The sequence below is a fragment of the Mycobacterium gallinarum genome (genome assembly GCF_010726765.1).
In the GTDB taxonomy this organism is placed as follows: Bacteria; Actinomycetota; Actinomycetes; order Mycobacteriales; family Mycobacteriaceae; genus Mycobacterium; species Mycobacterium gallinarum.
The window spans coordinates 4843363-4866756 of sequence record NZ_AP022601.1; the positions used below are offsets into that span (position 1 = coordinate 4843363).

Annotated in this window: 19 protein-coding genes and 1 pseudogene; 15 read left to right on the forward strand and 5 right to left on the reverse strand. The window is 67.0% G+C overall.

Annotated features, from left to right (window positions below; genetic code table 11):
* Positions 1–47 precede the first annotated feature (47 nt).
* On the forward strand, positions 48–623 hold the full coding sequence (locus G6N42_RS23890) for a VOC family protein (RefSeq protein ID WP_163733790.1): 576 nt from the start codon (positions 48–50) through the stop codon (positions 621–623).
* Here the strand turns inward: G6N42_RS23890 and G6N42_RS23895 are convergent.
* The gene (locus G6N42_RS23895; RefSeq protein ID WP_163733793.1) at positions 620–1228 is read right to left on the reverse strand and encodes a TetR/AcrR family transcriptional regulator; all 609 of its coding nucleotides are present in this window, start codon (positions 1226–1228) and stop codon (positions 620–622) included. The two genes, G6N42_RS23890 and G6N42_RS23895, sit on opposite strands and share 4 nt — an antisense overlap.
* Positions 1229–1308: 80 nt before the next feature.
* Here G6N42_RS23895 and G6N42_RS23900 point away from each other — a divergent pair, with 80 nt between their 5' ends.
* From G6N42_RS23900 to eccE, 13 genes are all read left to right on the forward strand, one after another.
* The gene (locus G6N42_RS23900) at positions 1309–2205 is read left to right on the forward strand and encodes an oxygenase MpaB family protein (RefSeq protein ID WP_163733796.1); all 897 of its coding nucleotides are present in this window, start codon (positions 1309–1311) and stop codon (positions 2203–2205) included.
* Positions 2206–2261: 56 nt separating this feature from the next.
* Positions 2262–3158 (forward strand): class I SAM-dependent methyltransferase, encoded by an 897-nt coding sequence (locus G6N42_RS23905; protein WP_163733799.1) that lies wholly within the window; start codon positions 2262–2264, stop codon positions 3156–3158.
* A gap of 104 nt (positions 3159–3262) precedes the next feature.
* A complete protein-coding gene (gene eccA, locus G6N42_RS23910; RefSeq protein WP_163733801.1) occupies positions 3263–5080 on the forward strand; it encodes a type VII secretion AAA-ATPase EccA in 1818 nt (605 codons plus the stop codon).
* Positions 5077–6648 (forward strand): type VII secretion protein EccB, encoded by a 1572-nt coding sequence (eccB, locus tag G6N42_RS23915; RefSeq protein WP_163733804.1) that lies wholly within the window; start codon positions 5077–5079, stop codon positions 6646–6648. The genes eccA and eccB overlap by 4 nt, the downstream gene beginning before the upstream one ends.
* On the forward strand, positions 6645–10652 hold the full coding sequence (gene eccCa / locus G6N42_RS23920; protein WP_163733807.1) for a type VII secretion protein EccCa: 4008 nt from the start codon (positions 6645–6647) through the stop codon (positions 10650–10652). Before eccB ends, eccCa begins: the two co-directional genes overlap by 4 nt.
* Positions 10652–10972 carry a PE family protein gene (locus G6N42_RS23925; protein ID WP_163733810.1) on the forward strand — a complete coding sequence of 107 codons (321 nt, stop codon included), beginning with the start codon at positions 10652–10654 and terminating at the stop codon, positions 10970–10972. Before eccCa ends, G6N42_RS23925 begins: the two co-directional genes overlap by 1 nt.
* Positions 10973–10974: 2 nt before the next feature.
* The gene (locus tag G6N42_RS23930; protein ID WP_163733813.1) at positions 10975–12519 is read left to right on the forward strand and encodes a PPE family protein; all 1545 of its coding nucleotides are present in this window, start codon (positions 10975–10977) and stop codon (positions 12517–12519) included.
* Between the two features lie 56 nt (positions 12520–12575).
* On the forward strand, positions 12576–12869 hold the full coding sequence (locus G6N42_RS23935) for a type VII secretion protein EsxS (protein WP_083129361.1): 294 nt from the start codon (positions 12576–12578) through the stop codon (positions 12867–12869).
* A gap of 35 nt (positions 12870–12904) precedes the next feature.
* Positions 12905–13195 (forward strand): WXG100 family type VII secretion target, encoded by a 291-nt coding sequence (locus G6N42_RS23940; RefSeq protein ID WP_163733816.1) that lies wholly within the window; start codon positions 12905–12907, stop codon positions 13193–13195.
* 6 nt (positions 13196–13201) lie between these two features.
* Positions 13202–14083, forward strand: a complete 882-nt coding sequence (locus G6N42_RS23945; protein ID WP_163733820.1) for an ESX secretion-associated protein EspG — start codon at positions 13202–13204, stop codon at positions 14081–14083.
* Complete coding sequence (gene eccD, locus G6N42_RS23950) at positions 14062–15501, forward strand: type VII secretion integral membrane protein EccD (RefSeq protein WP_286201649.1); 1440 nt, start codon at positions 14062–14064, stop codon at positions 15499–15501. The genes G6N42_RS23945 and eccD overlap by 22 nt, the downstream gene beginning before the upstream one ends.
* A 19-nt stretch (positions 15502–15520) precedes the next feature.
* A complete protein-coding gene (gene mycP / locus G6N42_RS23955) occupies positions 15521–16903 on the forward strand; it encodes a type VII secretion-associated serine protease mycosin (RefSeq protein ID WP_163738089.1) in 1383 nt (460 codons plus the stop codon).
* Positions 16900–17844: a type VII secretion protein EccE gene (gene eccE / locus G6N42_RS23960; RefSeq protein WP_163733822.1), complete on the forward strand. Its 945-nt coding sequence runs from the start codon at positions 16900–16902 to the stop codon at positions 17842–17844. The genes mycP and eccE overlap by 4 nt, the downstream gene beginning before the upstream one ends.
* On the opposite strand, the gene G6N42_RS23965 is transcribed toward eccE, so the two are convergent.
* On the reverse strand, positions 17800–19005 hold the full coding sequence (locus G6N42_RS23965; protein ID WP_163733825.1) for an alpha/beta hydrolase family protein: 1206 nt from the start codon (positions 19003–19005) through the stop codon (positions 17800–17802). The two genes, eccE and G6N42_RS23965, sit on opposite strands and share 45 nt — an antisense overlap.
* Before the next feature lie 26 nt (positions 19006–19031).
* On the opposite strand from G6N42_RS23965, the gene G6N42_RS23970 reads away from it, so the two are divergent.
* Complete coding sequence (locus G6N42_RS23970; protein ID WP_163733829.1) at positions 19032–19793, forward strand: trans-aconitate 2-methyltransferase; 762 nt, start codon at positions 19032–19034, stop codon at positions 19791–19793.
* Here G6N42_RS23970 and cysC read toward each other — a convergent pair.
* The 3 genes and pseudogenes from cysC to stf0 form a co-directional block, all read right to left on the reverse strand.
* Positions 19790–21651 (reverse strand): annotated as a pseudogene (gene cysC / locus G6N42_RS23975) (adenylyl-sulfate kinase). The gene G6N42_RS23970 and the pseudogene cysC overlap by 4 nt on opposite strands.
* Positions 21651–22562 carry a sulfate adenylyltransferase subunit CysD gene (gene cysD, locus G6N42_RS23980; protein ID WP_163733832.1) on the reverse strand — a complete coding sequence of 304 codons (912 nt, stop codon included), beginning with the start codon at positions 22560–22562 and terminating at the stop codon, positions 21651–21653. Before cysD ends, cysC begins: the two are co-directional and overlap by 1 nt.
* The gene (gene stf0, locus G6N42_RS23985; protein WP_163733835.1) at positions 22559–23362 is read right to left on the reverse strand and encodes a trehalose 2-sulfotransferase; all 804 of its coding nucleotides are present in this window, start codon (positions 23360–23362) and stop codon (positions 22559–22561) included. Before stf0 ends, cysD begins: the two co-directional genes overlap by 4 nt.
* Between the last annotated feature and the right edge of the window lie 32 nt (positions 23363–23394).

Genomic DNA, 23394 nt, shown 5'->3' on the forward strand with positions numbered 1-23394 from the left:
CTGATGTTAGATTCAGAAATCGAGCTTGACTAGAGGAGCAGCCACACATGATCAAGCCGAACAACCCGAATTCCGAGTTCGAACTCGGCGGCATCAACCACGTCGCGCTCGTGTGCTCGGACATGGCGAAGACGGTCGACTTTTACAGCAATGTGCTTGGCATGCCGTTGATCAAGTCGCTCGACCTGCCGGGGGGCATGGGACAACACTTCTTCTTCGATGCGGGCAACGGCGACTGCGTGGCGTTCTTCTGGTTCGCCGACGCACCGGATCGGGTTCCGGGAATCTCGTCGCCCGAGGCGATTCCGGGTATCGGCGACATCGTGAGCGCCGTGAGCACCATGAACCACCTTGCGTTCCACGTCCCGGCGGAGGAGTTCGACGAATACCGGCAGCGACTCAAGGACAAGGGCGTGCGTGTCGGCCCGGTGCTCAACCATGACGAGAGCAAGCAGCAGGTCTCCCCGACGGTACATCCGGGGGTGTACGTGCGATCGTTCTACTTCTTCGACCCCGACGGCATCACTCTCGAGTTCGCCTGCTGGACAAAGGAATTCACCGACAGTGATACGACGACCGAGCCGAAGACGGCCGCGGATCGCCGGCCGCGGGTATCCGTCTAGGGTCTCGGCGGCATCGCGGCCAGCTGATCGATCAGCGCGGCCAGCAGTTGCACCAGCTCGTCGTGGTCGAGTTCGACGTCCCCGGACAGCCATGCGCTGATGGCCTGACCCACTCCGCCGACCGCGAAATGGGATGCGGCTTTGTTGTCCAGCGCCCCCTTCACGCCCTCATGGGCGAAGAGCAGGGCGGCGAACAAGGCCGTCGACTCCGCGCGCTTGCGCACGATCACGGTGTTGGACAGCTCGACGCTGAAAAGGAGGCGTCCGACGCGGGGGTCGGCGGAGATCGTGCGGACGACGTTGGCCATCGCGGCACGGGCCTGCTCGGCCGGGGACGCCGCGGCGACCGCGGCCTGGGTGGTCGCGGCGATGTCGGCGATCACCGAGTCGAACACCGCTCCGACGAAGTCATCCTTGTCGTTGAAGCTTTCGTAGAAGTACCGAACGCCCAGCGCGGCCTGCCCGCAGATCGCGCGGACGGTCAGCTCGGCGGGGTCCTTACCTGCGGCGCCGAGTAGGTCGAGCCCGGCATCCAGCAGGCGGCGACGGCGACCTGCGATGCGTTCGCCCGCGTCGACGCCGCGATAGGGGCGGACCTGTGCCATACCTGCCATCTTGACACCTGTCACATTCGCAGGCAATATCAGGAAACACGCGTTCTCACTTTACCGATAGGTGACGGCCAATGACGGTCACTGTTCCGATCGATCACGTCGAGCGTCCGCTCAACGACCCGGTGCTTCCCGGCGGTAAGAAGCCGCCGAGGTGGATGGGCGCCGCGGATGACGCCGCGTTCATCGGTCTGCTGTCCGGAGGCGCCAACGTGATCATGGAGTTGGCCCGCCCCGGTGTCGGGTACGGGGTCAAGGACAGCCGGGTCGAGAGCGGACGCGCCGACCGTCATCCCATCAAGCGGGCCAGGACGACCTTCACCTATCTCGCGGTCGCGCTCTCGGGCACCGACGAGCAGAAGAAGCTGTATCGCCGCGCGGTGAACAAGTCCCACGCACAGGTGTACTCGAAGCCTGGCGACCCGGTGCAATACAACGCCTTCGACAAGGACCTGCAGATGTGGGTGGCGGCATGTCTGTACAAGGGTTTCGTCGACGTCCATCGCATCTTCGTCGGCGAGATGGATGACGAAACCGCGGACCGCCACTATCGCGAAGGCATGGCACTCGGTACGACGTTGCAGGTGCCCGCGGAGATGTGGCCTGCCGATCGCAAGGCTTTCGACGAGTACTGGCAGCAGTCACTGGAACGGATCCACATCGACGACGCCGTTCATGAGTATCTGTGGCCCATCGCGGCCGGGCGTCTCGGGAAGGCCACGTTGCCGCGGCCGTTGCAGAAGCGGCTGGACGCGGTCAACTTGTTCATGACCACAGGCTTTCTGCCGCAACGGTTCCGCGACGAGATGCGGCTGCCGTGGGACGCGAGCAAGCAACGCAGGTTCAATCGGGTGATGACGGGCATCGGCACCGTGAACAAGGTGATGCCGCGGTTCATTCGGCGCTTCCCGTTCAACTGGATGCTGCGCGATCTCGACTGGCGGATCCGGACCGGCCGACCCCTGACCTAGCGGGCAGCCACCTGGGCTGTAAGCAGGTTGTCAGATTGGCCGCGTACAACGGCTGCATGCGTACCGATAACGACACCTGGGACATCACGACGAGTGTCGGCTCGACGGCCTTGTTCGTCGCCGCGGCGCGAGCACTGGAGGCGCAGAAACCCGACCCCGTCGCCGTCGACCCGTTCGCCGAGGTGTTCTGTCGTGCCGTGGGCGGCCAGTGGTCCGAGTTGCTCGACGGCGGGGCGCCCGAGCACCCGCTGAGATCCGAGTTCGGCGTCGGCTTCGTGAACTTCCAAGGCGTGCGGACGCGATACTTCGACAGCTACTTCAGCAGGGCCGCCACCGCGGGAGTACGCCAGATCGTCTTGCTCGCAGCCGGTCTGGACTCGCGTGCATTTCGGTTGGACTGGCCCGCCGAGACCGTCGTATACGAACTGGATCAGCCGCAGGTTCTCGACTTCAAGCGCGGTGCCCTGGCTGGCGTGCGGCCCAGCGCCCAGCGCCGTGAAGTCGCCGTCGACCTGCGTGATGACTGGCCACGGGCACTGCTCGATCACGGTTTCGACCCCACGTCGCCGTCGGCCTGGATTGCCGAGGGCCTGCTGATTTATCTGCCCGCGACCGCGCAGGTTCAGCTGTTCGCCGGCATCGACGCGCTCTCGGCGCCGGGCAGCCACGTCGCGGTGGAGGAGTCCGTGCCGATGGATGCCGACGCGTTCGTCGCCAAACAAGAGGAAGAGCGGGCGGGGGGAGGCTCGGCGCACGGCGGTCCGTTCTTCGAGCTCATATACAACGAGCAGCACGAGCCGGCGGCCCAGTGGTTCGGGGCCAGGGGTTGGCGCGCCGATGCCACACCGCTTCCGGATTATCTACGGGCCCACGGCCGTCCGGTCCCCGCGCTCGACTCCGACGCCGGCACCATGACCAGCACGATCAGTCTGGTAAGCGCGATCAAGGGGTGAGTGCAGTCACGTCGTAACCCACACCGTGAGTCTCGACAGTTAAGTTATGCAATGCTAACTTCACGAAGGTTAGCCTGGCATAACTTACGGGGAGACAAGCGCGCGTGCCTCTATCAACGGATTTTGCTGCGACGTCCCGCGTCGACAGCGACGTCGTGAGTCGTTTTGCGACGTGTTGCCGGGCGCTGGGCTTGTCCGTCCACGATCGGCGACGCCCGCCGGATCTCTCGGCGGCTCGCTCCGGGTTTGCCGAACTCACGCGAATCGCTCGTGAGCAGTGTGACGCGTGGACGGGTTTGGCCGCCGCCGGCGATACCAGCGCGCTGGTCATCGAAGCCGTGTGGCGGACGGTGAAGTCCGCTGGTGTGCTGCAGCGCGAGGTCGACCTCGCCGACGGCGATCTGGTTTTCGACTACGACACCGGTCTCTACCTCCAATTCGCGGCCTCGACGCCCGACGATTTCGCGCTGGCGTACGCGGTAACCCTGTGCGACGCCGGCGACTATGCGGCGGCGGACAAACTCGTCGACCCCCTGATCGCCCGACGGCCGAGTTGGCTCGAGGCACGGTGGGTGCGGGTTGCGATGTATTACCGGACCGAGCGATGGTCGGACGTGGTGCGCCTGCTCACCCCCATCGTCAACGACGCGAAGTTGGACGAGCGATACGCACACGCCGTGCGTATCGCCCTGGGCACGTCGCTCGCGAGGTTGGGCATGTTCGCGCCGGCGCTGTCCTACCTCGAGGACCCCTCCGGGCCCGTCGCGGTCGCGGCCGTCGACGGCGCACTGGCCAGGGCGCTGTCTCTGCGCGCGCAGGGCGAGGACCTCGACGCCGCCGACGTGCTCGCCGAGCTCTACGCCGCCAACCCCGAGAACGAAGAAGTCGAGATGGCGATCTCGGATACCTCGTACGGCATCGTGCCGACGACGGCAGCCAGGATCGAGGCCCGGACCGATCCGTGGGATCCCGAAACCGAGCCCTCCGAAACAGATTTCGTTGATCCCGGCGCGAAGGAGCGCAAGGCCCACCTGCTGATCGAGGCCGAGGCGGAGCTCGCCGAGTTCATCGGCCTCGAAGAGGTCAAGTACCAGGTGGCCCGGCTGAAGAGCTCGGTCGCCATGGCGATCCGTCGTCAGGAGCGCGGGCTGACCGTGGCCAACCGCACCAACCACCTGGTTTTCGCGGGACCTCCGGGCACCGGCAAGACGACGATTGCGCGCGTCGTCGCCAAGATCTATTGCGGGCTGGGAATTCTCAAGAAGGAAACCGTGCGCGAGGTGCACCGCGCCGACCTGATCGGCCAGCACATCGGCGAAACCGAGGCGAAGACCAACGGCGTCATCGACAGCGCACTGGACGGCGTGCTGTTCCTCGACGAGGCGTACGCGCTGGTGTCGACCGGCGCGAAGAACGACTTCGGTCTCGTCGCCATCGACACCCTGCTGGCCCGTATGGAGAACGACCGCGAGCGGCTGGTCGTGATCGTCGCGGGATACCGCAAGGACCTCGACGCGTTCCTCGACACCAACGAGGGTCTGCGTTCGCGGTTCACCCGCAGCATCGACTTCCCGTCGTATTCGCCGCATGAACTGGTGGAGATCGCGATGCGCATGGCCGAGAAGCGAGACAGCGTCTTCGAGCCGGCGGCGCTACAACACATGGAGATGCTGTTCGGCCAGCTCGCCTCCGTCACCACCCCCGACGCCAACGGAGTCGAGCGACGCAACCTCGACATCGCCGGTAACGGCCGGTTCGTCCGCAACCTCGTTGAGCGTTCGGAAGAGGAGCGGGAATTCCGCCTCGACCATTCCCAGACAGACGATTTCACCGATGACCAGCTGATGACCATCACCGACCAGGACGTCACGAGATCTGCCGTCCCGCTGCTGCGCGGCCTCGGACTGTCGGTGTCCGAATGAGCGGCCAGGACGGGGGTGGCGACCGCCGCGAGTTCACCTCTCGAACCCCGGTCAACGAGAACCCCGACCGGGTCGCTTACCGGCGCGGATTCGTCACCCGTCATCAGGTCTCGGGCTGGCGATTCATCATGCGGCGCATCGCATCCGGTGTCGCACTGCACGACACCCGGATGCTCGTCGATCCGCTGCGCACCCAGTCGCGCGCAGTCCTCGTCGGCGCACTCGTGCTGATCACCGGTCTCGCCGGCTGCTTCATCTTCTCGCTCATCAGGCCCGGCGGCGTGGCGGGCAACGACGCGATCCTGGCGGACCGCACCACGTCGGCGCTTTACGTCCGCCTCGGTGACCAGTTGCACCCGGTGCTGAACCTGACCTCCGCGCGCCTGATCGCGGGCCGACCCGACAACCCGACCACGGTGAAGACCAGCGAGATCGACCAGTTCGCGCGCGGCAACCTGATCGGCATCCCCGGTGCGCCAGAACGCATGGTGCAGAACACGACCGGCGACGCGGACTGGACGGTCTGCGACGGAGCTTCCGGACCGGCGACCGGCGTTACGCTGATCGCCGCCCCGCTGGCCGACGGCGGCGAACGCGCCGCGGTGCTGCCCAAGAACGAGGTCATTCTGGTCTCCAACGAGTCCGGACCCAAGGCGGGCACATGGCTGCTGTGGGGCGGCCGTCGCAGCACGATCGACCTGAACGATCGCGCGGTCACCGGTGCGCTGGGTCTGGGTTCGGACGCGCCCGCCAGTCGCACCGTCGCTCCGGGACTGTCCAACGCAATTCCGGAGGCTCCCGCGCTGAGTGCGCCCGTCATCGAGGGTGCGGGTGAGCCGACGAGCTATACGCTGCCGACGCCGGCACCGGTCGGTGCGGTCGTCACATCGTTCGGAGCCGACAATGCACTACAGCACTACGCGGTGCTTCGCCAAGGGCTGCAACCGGTTTCGCCGGTGGTCGCCGCGATCCTGCGCAACACGAACTCGTTCGGACTCAACCAGCCGCCACGACTGGGCGCCGACGACATCGCCAAGGCGCCGGTGGCGAGCGGTATCGACAACGACGCGTATCCGAGCGAGCCGGTCACGATCGTCGACGCCACCGACGCACCGCTGACGTGCGCCCAGTGGACACGGCCCGCGGATGCGACCGGGGGAACGCTTCAGCTGCGTTCCGGCGTAACGCTTCCGGTGGCCGACGAACTGCGCACCGTCGCACTGGTCGGAGCCGGATCGGGTACCACGGCGGACCGCGTCGTGCTGACACCGGGCTCAGGCTTCCTGGTGCAGACCGTTGGCCAGGACGGCGGAGGGACGTCGACGCAGCCGGTCGGAGGGGCGATCTTCTGGCTCAGCGACACCGGCGTGCGGTACGGCCTCGACACCGAGAGTGACCAGAAGACGATCGCGGCGCTCGGACTGACCCCGCCGCCGCTACCCATTCCGTGGTCGATGCTGAGCCAGTTCGCGGAGGGCCCGACGTTGTCGCGTGCCGACGCCCTGTTGGCCCACGACGGGCTCGCAGCCGACCCCCGCCCCGCAGTCGTGAGGGAGACCCCATCGTGAGTCGGCTCATCTTCGAAGCGCGTCGCAGGATTGCGCCACCGACGTTGCGCAAGGGCACCATCACGATCGAACCGCCACCGGAACTACCCCGGATGGTGCCGCCGTCGTTGTTGCGGCGGGTGCTGCCCTATCTGATCGTCATTCTCATCATCGGCATGATCGTCGCGCTGGTCGCCACCGGTATGCGGCTGATCTCGCCGACAACGCTGTTCTTCCCGTTCGTCCTGCTGCTGGCCGCGACAGCGCTATACCGCGGCACCGACAACAAGATGCGCACCGAAGAGGTGGACGCCGAGCGCGCCGACTACCTGCGGTACCTGTCGGTGGTCCGTGACAACGTGCGCGCGCACGCGGCCGAACAGCGTGCCGCCCTCGAGTGGTCGCATCCGGATCCCAGGTTGCTCGCCGAGGTGCCTGGCACCCGCCGCCAGTGGGAGCGCGACCCGCACGACAGCGACTTCCTCGTGGTGCGAACGGGTTTGCACGATGCACCGCTGGGCGCCGCGCTGCGGGTCAAGGACAGCGCCGACGAGGTCGACCTCGAACCGGTCTCGCACACCACGTTGCGCGGACTGCTCGACGTGCAGCGCACGGTGCGTGCAGTTCCCGCGGCGATCGATTTGGCCAAGGTCTCGCGGATCTCCGTGCTGGGCGAGCCCGACGAGGTTCGTGGTGCGTTGCGGGCGTGGCTCATGCAGGCGGTCACCTGGCACGACCCCGCCGTCCTCGGTGTCGCCCTGGCGTCTCCGGACGTCGAGAGCGACGACTGGTCGTGGCTGAAGTGGTTGCCGCACAATGACATACCCGGGTCATCGGACGGTGCGGGCCCTGCGCGCTATCTCTGCGACGACGTTACACAACTGCGGTCGCTGCTAGACCCGGTGCTCGACGACCGCGCACCGTTCGGCTCCGACGCGGATTCCAGTGTCAAGCACCTGCTGATCGTCGTCGACGATCCGGAGAACAGCACAGCCGATCCGAACATCCTGGTGCCGCGCGGCGGGTTGTCCGGTGTGACGTTGGTGCAGCGCATCGCCGAACCTCCGCACCGCGAGCAGTACCCCGACCCCGAACGGCCCATCCTGCGCGTCGTGGACGGGAGGCTCGAGCGGTGGCAATCCGGCGGCTGGGCACCGTATGTCGATGCGGCCGATCATCTCGATGTCGCTGAGGCCCGCCACGTCGCGCGACGGCTGTCCCGCTGGGATTCCAATCCCAGCCACGCGCGTACGAGCAATGCCGGGGTGGCGACGTTCTCGACGCTGCTCGGGATTTCGGACGCCGCGGCGCTGGACGTGGCGAGTCTGTGGGCGCCCCGCGCGCGTGCCGACGAGCTGCGGGTGCCCATCGGTGTCACGTCCACCGGCGATCCGCTGGAGTTCGATCTCAAGGACGAAGCAGAGGGGGGCATGGGCCCTCACGGTCTGATGATCGGTATGACCGGCTCCGGTAAGTCGCAGACGCTGATGTCGATCCTGTTGTCGCTGCTGACCACTCACTCCGCGGACCGGCTGATCGTCATCTACGCCGACTTCAAGGGCGAGGCCGGAGCCGACATCTTCCGTGACTTCCCACAGGTCGTCGCCGTCATCTCCAACATGGCCGAGAAGCGTTCGCTGGCCGACCGGTTCGCCGACACGCTGCGCGGTGAGGTGGCGCGCCGCGAACAGTTGCTGATGGAAGCAGGCCGGCGGGTGCAGGGCAGTGCCTTCAGCTCGGTTCTCGAGTACGAGGCTTACCGTTCTTCGTCGACGGACGGGTCCTACGATCTGCCGCCGATGCCGACGCTGCTCGTCGTCGCCGACGAGTTCTCGCTGATGCTGTCCGACCATCCCGAGTACGCCGATCTCTTCGACTACGTTGCGCGCAAGGGCCGTTCGTTCCGCATCCACATCCTGTTCGCATCGCAGACTCTCGACGTCGGTCGCATCAAGGACATCGACAAGAACACCTCGTACCGCATCGGGCTCAAGGTGGCAAGCCCGGCCGTCAGCCGCCAGATCATCGGTGTCGAGGACGCATTCCACATCGAGGCCGGGCCGGATCACAAGGGTGAGGGTTACCTGGTGCCGACGCCCGGCGCCATGCCGGTCAAGTTCCGCAGCACCTATGTCGACGGCATCTACGATCCGCCCCGGGTCGAGAAGTCAGTTGTCGTGCAATCGCTTCCGGCACCGCAGCTGTTCACCGCCGGCCACGTAGAGGCGCCCGCGGACACGGTGACGGTCGTCGAACCAGCGGCGCACGAGGACCGTCCGCCGCGCAAGCTCGTCGCGACTATCGGCGACCAGCTCTCGCACTACGGCCCAAAGGCGCCGCGGTTGTGGCTGCCCCCGCTGGACGAGCCGATACCGCTGGACGAGCTGCTCGCCCGTGCGGACGTGTCCGAGCGTGAATGGCGCTGGCCGCTGGGCGAAATCGACCGACCGTTCGCGATGCGGCGTGATCCGCTGATCTTCGACGCGACGTCGGCCGCCGCCAACGTGCTGATTCACGGCGGACCGAGGTCGGGCAAGACGACGGCGCTGCAGACGTTCATCCTGTCGGCCGCCGCGCTGCACTCGCCCCGCGACGTCACGTTCTATTGCCTGGACTACGGCGGCGGTCAGCTGCGCGAGCTGGAGGACCTCGCCCACGTCGGCAGTGTCGCGTCGCCATTGGAACCCGAACGCATCCGGCGCACCTTCGGTGAACTCGAACAGCTGCTGCGGGCCCGCCAGGCTCGCGGTCACGTAGGCAACGGCCGGGAACGCGACGAGTACGGCGAAGTATTTCTGGTCATCGACAACCTGTACGCGTTCAGCCGTGACAACACCGACACGTTCAACACCCGAAACCCGTTGCTGGCCAAAGTCACCGAGCTGGTCAATACGGGTATGTCCTACGGCATCCACGTCGTCATCACCACGCCGAACTGGCTCGAGGTGCCGTTGGCGATGCGCGACGGGCTCGGGCTGCGGCTAGAGCTCAAGCTCGCGGATGCGCGTGACAGCAATGTGCGGATCACCGGTGCGCTGCGCAGGCCCGCCGAAGCCGTGCCCGCCGACCAGCCGGGCCGCGGCCTGACGATGGCGGCCGAGCACTTCCTCGTCGCGGAGCCCTCGCTGCGCGATATCGCGGTCATCAATGCGCGGTATCCGGGTGTCGCGGCGCCGCCGGTGCGGCTGCTGCCGCTGGAGCTGGCCCCGGCCGCGGTGGCGCCGCTGTATCCGGCACCGGAGCGGGTGGTCGTGGGCCTGCGCGAGGAGGATCTGGCCGCGGTGTCATTGAGCTTCTCGGACAATCCGTTGCTCATGGTGTTCGGTGACTCCAAATCGGGCAAGACGACGTTGCTGCGCCATGTGATTCGCACGATCCGCGAGAACTCGACGCCGGACCGCGTGGCGTTCACGGTGGTCGACCGCCGTCTGCACCTCGTCGAGGAACCGTTGTTCCCCGACAACGAGTACACCCCGAACATCGATCGGATCACGCCCGCCATGCTGGGGCTCTCGGCACTCTTGGAGAAGCGTCGACCGCCGGCGGGGCTGAGCCCGCAAGAGTTGAGCAGGTGGTCCTACCAGTCAGGTGCCGATGGCCACACCCATTACCTGATCGTCGACGACGTGGACCAGATCCCGGACGCTCCCGCGGTCAGCGGGCCGTTCGTCGGCCAGCGTCCGTGGACCGGCATCATCGGGTTGCTGTCGCAGGCGAGCGAGCTGGGGCTGCGCGTCATTGTCACTGCGCGAGCGACGGGATCGGCGCACGCGTTGATGACTGCTCCGCTGCTGCGGCGTCTGAACGAGCTACAAGCCGCCATCGTCATGTTGTCCGGTAACCCGCAGGACAGCGGCAAGATCAGGGGCCACCGGTTCCGTAGGTTGCCCGCAGGTCGCGCCATGTTGCTCGACGACGGCGATGCTCCGACGTTCCTGCAGATCGTCAATCCGCTCGCGGACACCGTCCAAGGCAGTACAGGCAGCACCGGAATTAACGGAAACAGAGGAAGGGAGTTCAACTGATGACTCTGCGCGTAGTTCCCGAGGGTCTTGTCGCGGCGAGCGCCGCGGTCGAGGCACTGACCGCCCGACTCGCCGCCGCTCACGCCGCGGCCGCGCCCCTGATCACTGCCGTCCTGCCGCCCGCCGCCGATGCCGTGTCGCTGCAGACCGCGGCGGGGATGAGCGCGCGCGGCGTGCAGCACAACACGATGGCCGCGCTCGGCGTCGAGGAACTCGGACGTTCTGGCGTCGGGGTCGGCGAGTCCGGTGCCAGCTATCTCAGCGGTGACGCGATGGCTGCTGTGTCTTATTTGGCGGCCCACGGGCCGCTCGGTAGCTGAACATGACCGCCCCCATCTGGATGGCTCTCCCGCCGGAGGTGCATTCGGCGATGCTCAGCGCAGGCCCTGGTCCGGGTCCGCTGCTGGCAGCCGCGGGGGCTTGGCAGTCGTTGGCGGCCGAATATGCCTCGGCCGCAGCGGAGTTGACCGGCGTGCTGGGCGGGGTTCAGGGCGGCGCCTGGGAGGGCCCCAGCGCCGAGCAGTATGTCGCCGCACACACCCCGTACCTGGCCTGGCTGGCGCAGGCGAGTGCCAACAGCACGGCGACCGCCGTCCAGCACGAGACGGCGGCCGCCGCCTACAGCGTGGCGCTCGCGACGATGCCGACGCTGGCCGAGCTGGCGCTCAACCATGCCGTACACGGGATACTGGTCGGCACGAACTTCCTGGGGATCAACACGATTCCCATCGCTTTGAACGAGGCCGACTACGTGCGGATGTGGATTCAGGCCGCCACGACCATGAGTACGTATCAGGCGGTGTCCGGCGCCGCGGTGGCCGCCGCGCCGACGACCATACCCGCGCCGTTCCTGCTGACTCCCGGTGTCGGAGAAGCGGGTTCGGCGGCAGCGGACGCGCAGCAGTCCGCAGCGATGGTGACGGCCGCCGATTCCGGTGCGGCGCTGAACGTCGCGGACTCCATCTCGGATCTGCTGCAGCAGATCGTCAAGTTCTTCGAGGACTTTTTCGAGTCGATCCTGAACTTCGTGCGCAACTTCTTTCGCGCCATCTTCGACTTCCTGAGCGACTTCCTGAACAACTTCCTCGGGTGGCTCGGCAATCCGTCGTCGGGGGTGCTGCTCTTGTTCATCGCATACCAGGCGATCACCCAGCCGCTCGGATGGACCACCTGGTCGATGATCTTCGCCGCTCCGATATTCCTCCCGATCATGATCGGGCTCATCTACCAGTATCTGAACCCGCCACAAGCGGTTCCCGCGCCCGCGCCTGCCCCCGCGCCCGCGCCGGCCCCCGCACGTGTTCCGGTCGCGCGGGCGGAGAGCCTGCCGCCGATGACATCGGTGGCACCGACTGTGCCCACTGGAACTGCCGCGCCGTCACCGTCGGTCAGCGCCGGGTCCGCGCCCGCGGGCGCCGCGCCGGCACCGGGTGTCGGCGCGGCGCTGCCGTACGTGATTCCCGGTGCAGGCCCGGACGGCGGTGTCTCCCCGACGTTCCGGGACGGTATCGGAGCCAAGGCGCCCGCCTCCGACATCGCGGCATCTGCCGCGGCCGCCGCGGCGGCGTCGTCGCTGGCAAAACGCAAGGCCCGCCGCAAGCGTGCGCGGCCGATCCACCAGCGCCAGTACGCCGACGCGTTCATGGATTACGAACCCGAAGCCGAGGACACGCCGCCGGAACCGCGCTCGCGCATGCGCGCGTCCGAACGCGGCGCTGGGACAGTCGGTTTCACCGGTGCCGCAACGAAGTCGGAGACGGAGCAGGCCACCGGGCTCACTGAGCTCTCCGGCGACTCGTTCGGCGGCGGTCCCACAGAACCCATGTTGCCTGGCGACTGGGACCAAGAGGGGGGAACGCGCAACTGAGCAGACTGTTCGACCGACTCCGCCCACGACAGAGCTAACAATCGAAAGGAAAAGCCATGAGCATGTTGGACGCTCACATCCCGCAGCTGGTCTCGTCGGAGGCCGCGTTCGCCGCCAAGGCTGCGCTGATGCGCAGCACCATGGCCCAGGCCGAGCAGGCGGCGCAGTCGGCGCAGGCCTTCCACATGGGCGAATCGTCCGCTGCGTTCCAGGCTGCGCACGCTCGTTTCATCGAGGTGTCCGCCAAGATCAACTCGCTGCTCGACATCGCGCAGATCAACCTCGGCGACGCCGCAGGCACTTACGTTGCCGAGGACGCCGCAGCGGCCAGCACCTACACCGCCATCTGAGATCTGAACTTCCCGACTGACCAGAGGAGAACCTGATGTCGCAGATCATGTACAACTACCCGGCGATGCTCGGGCACGCGGGCGAGATGGCCGGCTATGCCGGTGCGATGCACGGCGTCGGTGCCGACATCGCCGCCGAGCAGGCGGCGCTGGCGAGCGCGTGGCAGGGCGATACCGGCATGACCTACCAGGCGTGGCAGGCGCAATGGAACACCAGCCTCGAGGAGCTCGTGCGGGCCTACCGCGCGATGGCCGCCACCCACGAGACGAACACCATGTCGATGAGCGCCCGCGACGCGGCCGAAGGCGCCAAGTGGGGTGGCTGAGGTTCGTTGACCGCTAACGCAGTCGAGCTGACCGCGGAGCAGGCCTGGTTTGTCGCTGATGCGTTGGGAGCAGGGAGCTTTCCCTGGGTTCTCGCCATCACGCCGCCCTACAGCGATCACGCGCAGCGCGCGGCGGTCGCGGCCAGGCTCTCCGCGGAGCTGGAGGCACTGGGGGTGATGACCGGGGACGGGGTCATCGATCCCGGTGTTCGGCAATGGGTCACGACGACGTGCCGGCCCCGGCGCTGGATCGACCTCAGATTTGTTCGCGGATCCGGAAACATGCTGCGCGGCCACGTCGCACGTCGCGTTGAGCAGACCGAACAGCACATCGTCGCGCTGCGTGGCGGCGGCCTGATCACGCTGACCGCCCTGGACATCGACCATCCGCAGGCACTGGTGCCCGTCCTGACCGCCGGGCTGTCGGGACGGTCGCCGGCGAAATTCGAGGAGTTCACCATTCCCGCACGGACCGGGGCGCGCGCCGACGAGCAGCTGCGCGACGGCGCCGCGCTCGATGACGTCATCGAGTTCCTCGGCATCCCCGCGACAGCGCGCGCAGTCGTGACGGCGGCGTACGCGCCGGACCGCAGCTATGTGGAGATCGTCGCCGGCGACCACCGTGACGGCCATCGCGTGAGCACGAATGTCGGCGTCAGCGTCGTCGACACCCGAGAGGGGCGTGTCCTCGTCGCCCCGTCGAAAGCCTTCGATGGGGAGTGGATTTCGACCTTCACCCCCGGCACGCCGCTGGCCATCGCCACCGCGATAGAGCGGCTCACTTCCACGCTGCCCGACGGGCAGTGGTTCCCCAACCAGCAGTTGACCCGAGACTTCGACTCGGACCAGAGAACGGAACACCAGCAATGGCGTCAGACAGTCAGTTGATCGGCACCAACTCCTCGGCGGTGATGCCGATCGTTCGCGTCGCCGTGCTCGCCTCGGGCGGCCCAGACTCTGCGGGCGGCGGTCGAGTCACCGACATGGCCCTGCCGACAGAGCTTCCGCTGCGCGAGATCCTGCCCGCGGTAAGGCGAATGGCGGTGGCGACGGATGACGGCGACTCTTCTGACCCTGTGCAGCTTTCGCTCGCCCCGATCGGTGGTGCGCCGTTCAGCCTCGACGCCACACTGAACACCGTCGGCGTGGTCGACGGCGATCTGCTGGCGCTGCAACCGGTACCGGCCGGGCCGCCCGCACCGCGGATCGTGGAGGACATCGGCGACGCCGCGGTCATCTTCTCTGCCGCACGGGAAAAGCCTTGGAGTGCAGGCCATATTCAGCGGGGTGCAACACTGGCCCTGATCGCACTCATCCTGACCGCAACGGTGTTCGCCACCGCGCACCGGCTCTCAGTCGGCGGCTACGCCGGGCTCATCGCGGCGTGCGGCGTCGCGGTGCTCTCCGTGCTCGTCACCATGCTCGCGTGGGGACGCGCGCCGAAACTAGCCACCGCGCTGTCGATCACAGCGCTGGTCCCGATCGCCGCGGCACTCGGGCTTTCCGTACCCGGCGAGACCGGCGCGGCGCAGGTGCTGCTTGCCGCGGCCGGCGTGACGGCGTGGGCGATCGTCAGCATCACCGTCGCAGAGCGCGCTATCGCGGTCTTCACCGCAGTGACCGTGGTGGGTGCCGCCGCCGTCCTCACCGCCGGTGCTGCGACGATCTTGCAGCTGGACGCCGTCGTCATCGCCTCGATCCTGATCGTGCTGGCCCTCGTGGTCACCGTGCAGGCCCCGCAACTCTCCGCGACATGGTCGCGCCTGCCTGCGCCGGTGATCCCCGCGCCGGGCGACCCGACGCCGCCGCCGCCCTCGCTCAAAGTGCTGGAAGACCTCCCGCGTCGGGTGCGCGTGACCGATTCGCACCAAACCGGTTTCGTCGCAGGCGGTGTGGTGCTCGGGACCGTGGGAACCTGGCTGATTGCCGGCCCGACCGGAGTTTCGTATTGGGCGTGGTACGTCGTGGGTGCGGTCGCGCTCGGCGCGGTGTTGCGCGCCCGGGTGTGGGACTCCGCACCGTGCAAGGCGTGGCTGCTCGCCCAGCCGTTCCTGATGGGTTCCCTGTTCCTCGTCTGGTTCGCCGCCGAGGACCGCTATACCGCGGCCTGGTGGACGTTGGCGGCACTGGCCGGTCTGACGGCCGTGTTCGTGTTCGCGGCGCTCGTCCCGCGGGTCGCATCGCCGGACACCTATTCGTTGCCGATGCGCCGTCTGGTCGGCTTCCTCGCCTCCGGTGTCGACGCGTCGCTGATTCCGGTGCTGGCGTATCTGGTTGGACTGTTCGCCTGGGTGCTGAATCGATGAGGCATCGGTGACGTACGCGATGCTGCGTAGCGCGCTTGCGGCCACGACGGCGATGCTGGCCCTCGCGACGGTGAGTTGTCCTGCGGCAGGGGCGATCACGCCGCCCGAACTGGACGCCGGGGCGGCGCCGCCTTCTGGGGCGCCGGGTCCCGTACTGCCGATGGCGCAGCGCAACCCGTGCGTCGCGACCGGTGTGCTGCCGGGCAGCGATCCCGGTGCGGTCAACCAGAACTCGTCGATGCTCAACCTCTCCGGGGCGTGGAAGTACAGCCGCGGCGACGGACAACTCGTGGCGGTACTCGACACCGGCGTGCGGCCCGGACCACGCCTGCCGAACGTCGACCCGGGTGGCGACTTCGTGGAAACCACCGACGGTCTGGTGGACTGCGACGGACACGGAACTCTGGTGGCCGGCCTCATCGCCGGACAACCGGGTGACGACGATTTCTCGGGAGTTGCACCCGGGGCACGGATCCTGTCTATCCGGTCGACATCGGCGCGCTACGCACCTCGTGACACCGGGGAGGATCCCCTGACCGCACGGGTGGCGCTCGACGTCGCAACACTCGCACGGGCCGTCGTTCGCGCGGCCGATCTCGGTGCCCGCGTCATCAACATCTCGGCGGTGACGTGCCTGCCCGCCAACAAGACTGTCGAACAGACCGAACTCGGCGCCGCGCTGCGCTACGCCGCGGTCGACAAGGACGCCGTCATCATCGCGGCGGCCGGTAACAACAAGGCCGGATTGAATCCTGGTTCGGCCTGTCCGTCGAATCCGCTGTCGGATCCGGGTCGCCCCGAGGACCCGAGAAACTGGGCAGGCGTGACCGAGATCTCGATCCCGTCGTGGTGGCAGCAGTACGTCCTGTCCGTCGGCTCATTGAATTCGACCGGCACGGCCTCGAATTTCACCATGGCCGGCCCGTGGGTGGGAATCGCGGCGCCGGGTGAGAACATCACTTCGGTCGGAAACGCCGATGGTGGCGGGCTCGCCAACGCGTTGCCCAACGAGCAGGGTGAGCTTTTCCCCCTCAACAGCGCAAGCTTCGCCGCTGCGTATGTCTCCGGCGTTGCGGCATTGGTGCGCAGCCGATTTCCGGAGTTGACCGCCGAGCAGGTGGTCGAACGACTGACGGCGGGCGCGCAGGGGGCGGCTCGCGCGCCGTCCAACCTGACCGGCGCCGGGCTCGTCGATGCCGTCGCGTCGTTGACGTGGGACGTCAGCGCCGCGAGCGACGTCGCCGGTGAACCTCAACCCAAGCCGATAGCCGCCCCGCCGCAGCCGGCACCACCGGAGAACACGCCGCGCACGGTCGCGTTCGTCGGCACCGGTGTGCTGGCGCTGGTCGCCGCCGTCACCGCGGGGGTCGCCGCCCAAAGACGAAAGACGGAGACAAAGTGACCATCCGAATCGCGCTCGCGCTACTTCTCATCGTTCCCGCTGCCATGGCCTACCCGTGGGAGTCCGACACCGACTGGTGGGTTTTCGGTGTCGCCATCGGCGTCACGCTGTTCGCCTTCGCCTGGTGGCGTGGACTGTTCGTGACACAGATGATCGGTCGTGTCTTCGCGATCTGGCGGCGCAACCATTCCAAGCCGAAGCCAACGGCGGCCGGCGAAGCCACCGTTGTATTGCACGTCGACGATCCGGCCGGAATGGGCCTTTCGCTTCCGACGGTGGCCGGGTACGTCGAACGTTTCGGCATCCGTTGCGACAAGGTCCGGGTGACCAACCGCGACGACGGTGGCGTCCGCTCGACCTGGATCAGCATGACGCTGCGCGCCGTCGACAACCTGGCGGCGCTCAGGGCCCGTTCCGGTGACCTCCCCCTGTCGGACACGGCCCAGATCGTCGGTCGCCGACTCGCCGATCACCTCCGCGAGGATGGTCTGCTGGCGGTCATCGTCGACGGTGCGTCGACGCCGCTGACCGGTGGCGGCCGCGAGAAGTGGCGCGGAGTCCGGGACGACGGCGGATTCGTTTCGGCGTATGGAATCCCGGTCGACGACGCCCTCCCCGATCGGCTCGCCGAGTTGTGGTCGCAGCCGACGGAGACTTGGACAGTACTCGAATTCGGTGGCACCTCGGCACAACCCAGGGTGCGAGCACTGTGCGCCATCCGGACCGCTGAACCGGTGCGCGGTACGCCCATGGCCGGTCTCACGGCCCAACCCGGCATTCAGGGACTGTTGCTCACCGCGTTGGCGCCGGGTTCGGCGGAACGCCTCGACATCCCGAGCAGCCCACTGCCTCAGGGACTGCTCGAGCCGGCCGGATGGATGGTGGGCGGCCGTTGGTCAGTCGAACATGAAATCGCGCATGAAGCGGGTCATCCTGCGTAGGTAGTCAGGCTGGCTGACGTGCAGGATGTGGTTGCCGGGGAACCAGTGAAACGCGCAGCGATCCCAGTGCTCCCATAGCATTTCGGCCTGCTCCGGCGGCGCCAGCCGATCACCGAGACCGGTGATGATCAGCCGCCGGTCCTTGGGAACCAGAGGCTCGTAGTTCAGCGGCGACGAGAAACGTGCCGCCGCCTTGGTGAGCTCCGAGTCGGTGTTCGACAGCAGGCTCCGCAGTTGGACGACCTTGTTGGCGGGGAACCATTCGTCGACGGTTTGGTCGGGCGCGACGACAGGGACGTTCGGAATGACCGCCTGGATCCGGTCATCGACGCTGGCGATCAGCGCAGAGGTGTAGCCGCCCAACGACATTCCGGTCAGACCGATGCGGTCGACGCCGGTGAACTCCAGGTAGTCGATGATCGACCTGAAGTCGTGCACGGCCTGTGCCATGGCTTCCGCGAAACCGGAGAAGCCGTTCGCGAAAAAGCCGTAACCGCTGAACGGCGAGCCTTTTTCGGCGCGGCTGCCGTGAAACGGCATGGTGTACAACAGGACGTCGTAGCCGGACCGGTAGAACCACGGCAGCGAGAAGAACAGGCCGTTGAACAGATACGGCGACCCCATGAAGCCGTGAATGACGCACAGTGTCGGGTGGGGTCCGTCGTCGTGGCGCCAGTGTTGGGCATGTACCACGTTGTTGCGCGCGAAGCCTCGGCACTGTTCACGCAACGCCGGATTGACCGCTTCGAAGCTGCTGTCGAAACGGATGTTGTGCACATTGCCCTTGGCGATCCACTCGGCGATCGGGCTGGCTGGGCGTGAGGCGACCCGCGGCACCTCGGTCGGCGTGGGAAAGGACAACGTGGGGTCCTTCGCCGAAGCCAGTTCGGCGTAGAACCGCAATTGATCTTGTTCGGCCCGCGCTCGGCTGCCGCGCAGCCCGCCGACGAGCGTCGGCAGCATCGTCGTCGCGAGCAGCGAGGCGATGGCGGTCCGTAGGGCGATGTCGGCCACTGCGGACGAGTCCACGATGAGTCGTTGGCGCAGTGTGAGATCGCCGCGACGCGGGAGTCCTTGGACGGTTGCGTCAGCCCCGGGGACATCGGGTACGGGGATGGGTGGATCCACCGGGGTGGTGTCCGAAGTGGTCACGTTCCGCATCGTAACCCGAGTGCAAGACTGGCCCCATGTGGAATCCTGACGTTTATCTGACCTATGCCGACCACCGCGGCAGGCCGTTTGTCGACTTGATGTCGCGGGTGGCGGCCGAATCGCCGCGGCGGGTGGTCGACCTTGGATGCGGTCCGGGAAACCTCACCGTCAGCCTGGCGCAACGTTGGCCTGACGCCACGATCGAGGCTTGGGACAGTTCTCCGGAAATGGTGGAGGCGGCGCGTGACCGTGGTGTCGATGCCGACGTGGGCGACGTGGGCGACTGGGTACCGCAATCCGACACCGACGTCGTGCTGACCAATGCGGTGCTGCATTGGGTGCCCGACCACGCTGAGCTGCTGGTCCGATGGGCCGGTCAGCTGTCAGCCGGAGCCTGGATCGCGATGCAGGTTCCTGGCAACTTCGACGCCCCGTCGCACGCGGCCGTGCGCACGCTCGCACGTCGGGACCGGTGGTCAGAGCCGTTGCGGGACTTTCCGTTCCGCGAGGTACAGGTCGATGACGCGGCGGGGTATGCAGCGCTGCTGGCCGACGCTGGTTGTCGGGTCGACGCGTGGGAGACGATCTACGTCCACGAGCTCAGCGGCGAGAACCCGGTGCTGGAGTGGATCACCGGAACAGCGCTGACGCCGGTGAAGAGCCGGCTCGACGAGACGCAGTGGCAGCAGTTCCGCGAGGAGCTGATCCCGATGCTCGACGAGGCCTACCCGATGCGACCGGACGGCACGAGATTCTTTCCGTTTCGCCGGATATTCGTTGTTGCACAGGTGAATTAGATGGCGCGTTTCTGGTTGAGCAGTTCGATGACCTGTGCGACGAGCTTGTCGATGTCGGCGCCGGTGGTATCCAGCACGAGGTCCGGGGACTCCGGTGCCTCGTAGGGAGCGTCGACTCCGGTGAGTCCCTTCAGTTCACCGGAACGAGCCCTGGCGTAGAGGCCCTTGGGGTCGCGCTTGGCGCACTCCTCAACCGGAGTCGAGACGTACACCTCGATGAACGACAGCTTGGCAGCGTCGTTGAGGGCACGGGCGATCTCGCGGTCCGACTTCAGCGGCGACACCAGCGAGGCCAGCGCCACCGCGCCTGCGTCGGCGAACAGCCTGGTCAGGTGCCCGACGCGACGAATGTTCTCGGCACGATCGCCCGGCGAGAAGCCGAGATCATCTGACAGGCCGTGCCGGATGTTGTCGCCGTCGAGCAGGTAGGCCACGTCGCCGGCCTCGACAAGTGCCCGCTCGACGGCGACCGCGACAGTGGACTTGCCCGATGCCGGGAGACCCGTGAACCAGATGGTGGCGCCGCGTTGCCCGGTCGCCTTCCACCGGTGGCCGCGATCCAACGAGGAGGGATGCCAACGGATGTCGTTGCGCGTCTGCACTCCTGGCTTGACTTCGCGCGGTTCGATGATCGTGCCCGCACCGACGGTGTCATTGGTGGTCTCGTCTATCAGGATGAACGCGCCGCTGTCGCGGTTGTCCGTATACGAGTCGGCGATGACGACTGAACTCGTCCGCAGCGTCACCTCGCCGATGTCGTTGAGTACCAACTCGACTGGGTTGTCGAGCTCGTCGAGCGTCTCGGGATCGAGCCATGAATGAAGGGCCTGCACGGTGGCGCGAACCGTTCGGGTGCCCTGCTTGAGCGCGAGCCGGTCGCCGGCGCGCAGCGGGCTGTCGAGGAACCAGCAGACCGTGACGTCGAGTTCACGTGCGAGCACGGGCAGCGCGGCGTCGTCGGCACCGCTGACGAAGACGTCGCCACGACCGACGTCGATGTCGTCGGCCAGCTCGATGGATACCGACAGCGGGGCGACGGCGGTCGTGCGCTCGTCATCGAGAGTGTCGATGACGGTTACCGTCGAACGGGTTCCGGACGGAAGGCTGACAACGGGGTCACCGACCTCGAGTGTCCCGGCGGAGAGCCGACCGGTATAGCGCCGGCGCTGCTCTGGGGTCGGTCGCGACACCCACTGCACCGGCAACCGCAGCTTCTCCGGCTCGGGGTGCGGTGCCGACAACTCGATGCCCTCGAGGAATTCCAGCAGTGTCGGTCCGTCGTACCACGGTGTGCGTTCGGACCGGTGTACGACGTTGTCCCCGTGCTTGGCCGCGATGGGGATGACGGTGACATCGATTCCGCCGAGACGTTCAGCGGCCTGCCGAATTTCGGCCACGACGTCGTCGAACCGGCCCTGGTCGAAATCGACGAGATCGATTTTGTTTACCGCGGCGACGAAATGCCTGATGCCCAAAAGTTTTGCGATCCGGGCATGCCGGTTGGTCTGTCGCAGCACGCCGGCGCGGGCGTCCACGAGCAGGATGGCCGCGTGGGCGTTTGAGGCGCCGGTGAACATGTTGCGGGTGTATCGCTCGTGGCCGGGGGTGTCGGCGAGGATGTAGCTGCGCGCCTCGGTGGAGAAGAGCGATACGCCACATCGATCGTGATGCCCTGCTCCCGTTCGGCGCGCAGGCCGTCGGAGAGCGCGGCCAGGCCCGCGACGCCATCCTCGTCGGTGACCGCGTCGAGGTGGTCGAGGGGGAGGCTGTCGGTGTCGTGCAGCAGTCGCCCGATCAGCGTGCTCTTGCCGTCGTCGACCGATCCGGCGGTGGTGATTCTCAACAGCTGGCGAGTCATCAGAAATATCCCTCGCGCTTACGGTCCTCCATGGCGGCGGCGGAGGTGCGATCGTCGGCACGTGTCTCGCCGCGCTCGGAGACGGTGGCCGCCGAGATCTCGGCGATGACTCCCTCGATATCGGTCGCCCGGGAGCGCACCGCGCCGGTGATGGTCAAGTCGCCGACGGTGCGGTAGCGCACCCATTCCGTCGACGCGGTCTCGCCGTCTTCGGGTTTGGCGTATTCGGAGACCGCGAGCAGGATGCCGTCTCGTTCGAAGACCTCCCGCTCGTGGGCGAAGTAGATCGACGGCAGCTCAAGGTCTTCCAGCTCGATATAGCGCCACACGTCGAGCTCGGTCCAATTGCTGAGCGGAAATACCCGGACCTGTTCGCCCTTCTTGATCCGGCCGTTGTAGAGCGACCAGGGTTCCGGCCGTTGCGCGCGTGGATCCCATTGGCCGAACTCGTCACGGAAGCTGAGGATGCGTTCCTTGGCGCGGGCTCGCTCCTCGTCTCGGCGCGCACCACCGAACGCCGCGTCGAAGCCGCCGGCTTCCAGGCCGTCGAGCAGGGTGCGGGTCTGCTGCCGGTTGCGGGAGGCGGCCGGACCCGGGTCCGGCACCCGGCCGCTGTCGATCGATTCCTGTACCGACGCGACGAGCAGCTTGTGGCCCTCGCCGGTGACCCGGCGGTCGCGGAACTCGATGACCTCGTCGAAGTTGTGGCCGGTGTCGACATGCATGACCGGGAACGGTAGCGGCGTCGGCCGAAATGCCTTCTCCGCCAGCCGCAGAAGCACGATGGAGTCCTTGCCGGCAGAGAACAGCAGCACTGGTCGCTCGAGTTCGGCGACCACCTCGCGGATGATGTGCACCGCCTCGGCCTCGAGTGCCCGCAGCTCGTCGACGTGCAGCGTGTCGACCGTCATGTCGGCAACCCCTCCCGTTCCGCATCCGCGCGGTAGCGGTCCACCCATTCGTCCGAGCGCTGATCGGCTTGACGTTCCAACACAGGTGCGGGAGCCAACCGACGGTCCTGACCGATTGCCTCGAGTACGTCGCCCACAATCTGAGTGAGGTTGCGCCACAACACCGGATAGGGGATCTCCATCGGCTTGACCTGCTCCTCGGCGAACCAGTTGCGCCAACCGACCTCCTGTTCGCGCAGCATCGTGATCACGTGAGCGATGGCGCCTGCGTGGTATTCGGCGCGGGAGTCCCGCGTCGGGTCAGGCCGACCTCGCCACACGCGGGTCTGCACCGCCCGCCAGAACGAAACCGCCTGGGAGACAACATCGGGCCGGTACACGTGGACTAGAACCGGATCGCTGCCGACGACATCGCGGATCGCGGCGAGCAGACCGTCACCGGACCGGTTCGGCAGACCCGCTGCCCGCTCGACGAGCAAGGGCGTCTGATTCCACATCAGCTTGCCACCCCACACCCCGTTGGGGGTGCGTCCTACTGTCTGGATGTAGTCGCGCCAGATCTCCGGCGGTGCGAGATCCGGTTTGCCCTCGTCCAGTGGGTCCAGCAGACGGATGATCGACTCGTCCTGTACGCCTTCGAACCATTGGCGTGGCTGTGGCGACTGGCTGGTGGTCGGCAGATATTGAAAGAACTCCTGAGGCTCACCCGCGACGCCGGTCGCTCGCAAAGATTCGACCAAGAGCGTGCTCCCGCTGCGTTGCGACGCAAGCACGAGATAAGCGGTCGGACGGGCTGACATGCGGTGAGCGTAACCGCATTCAAATCACTTGA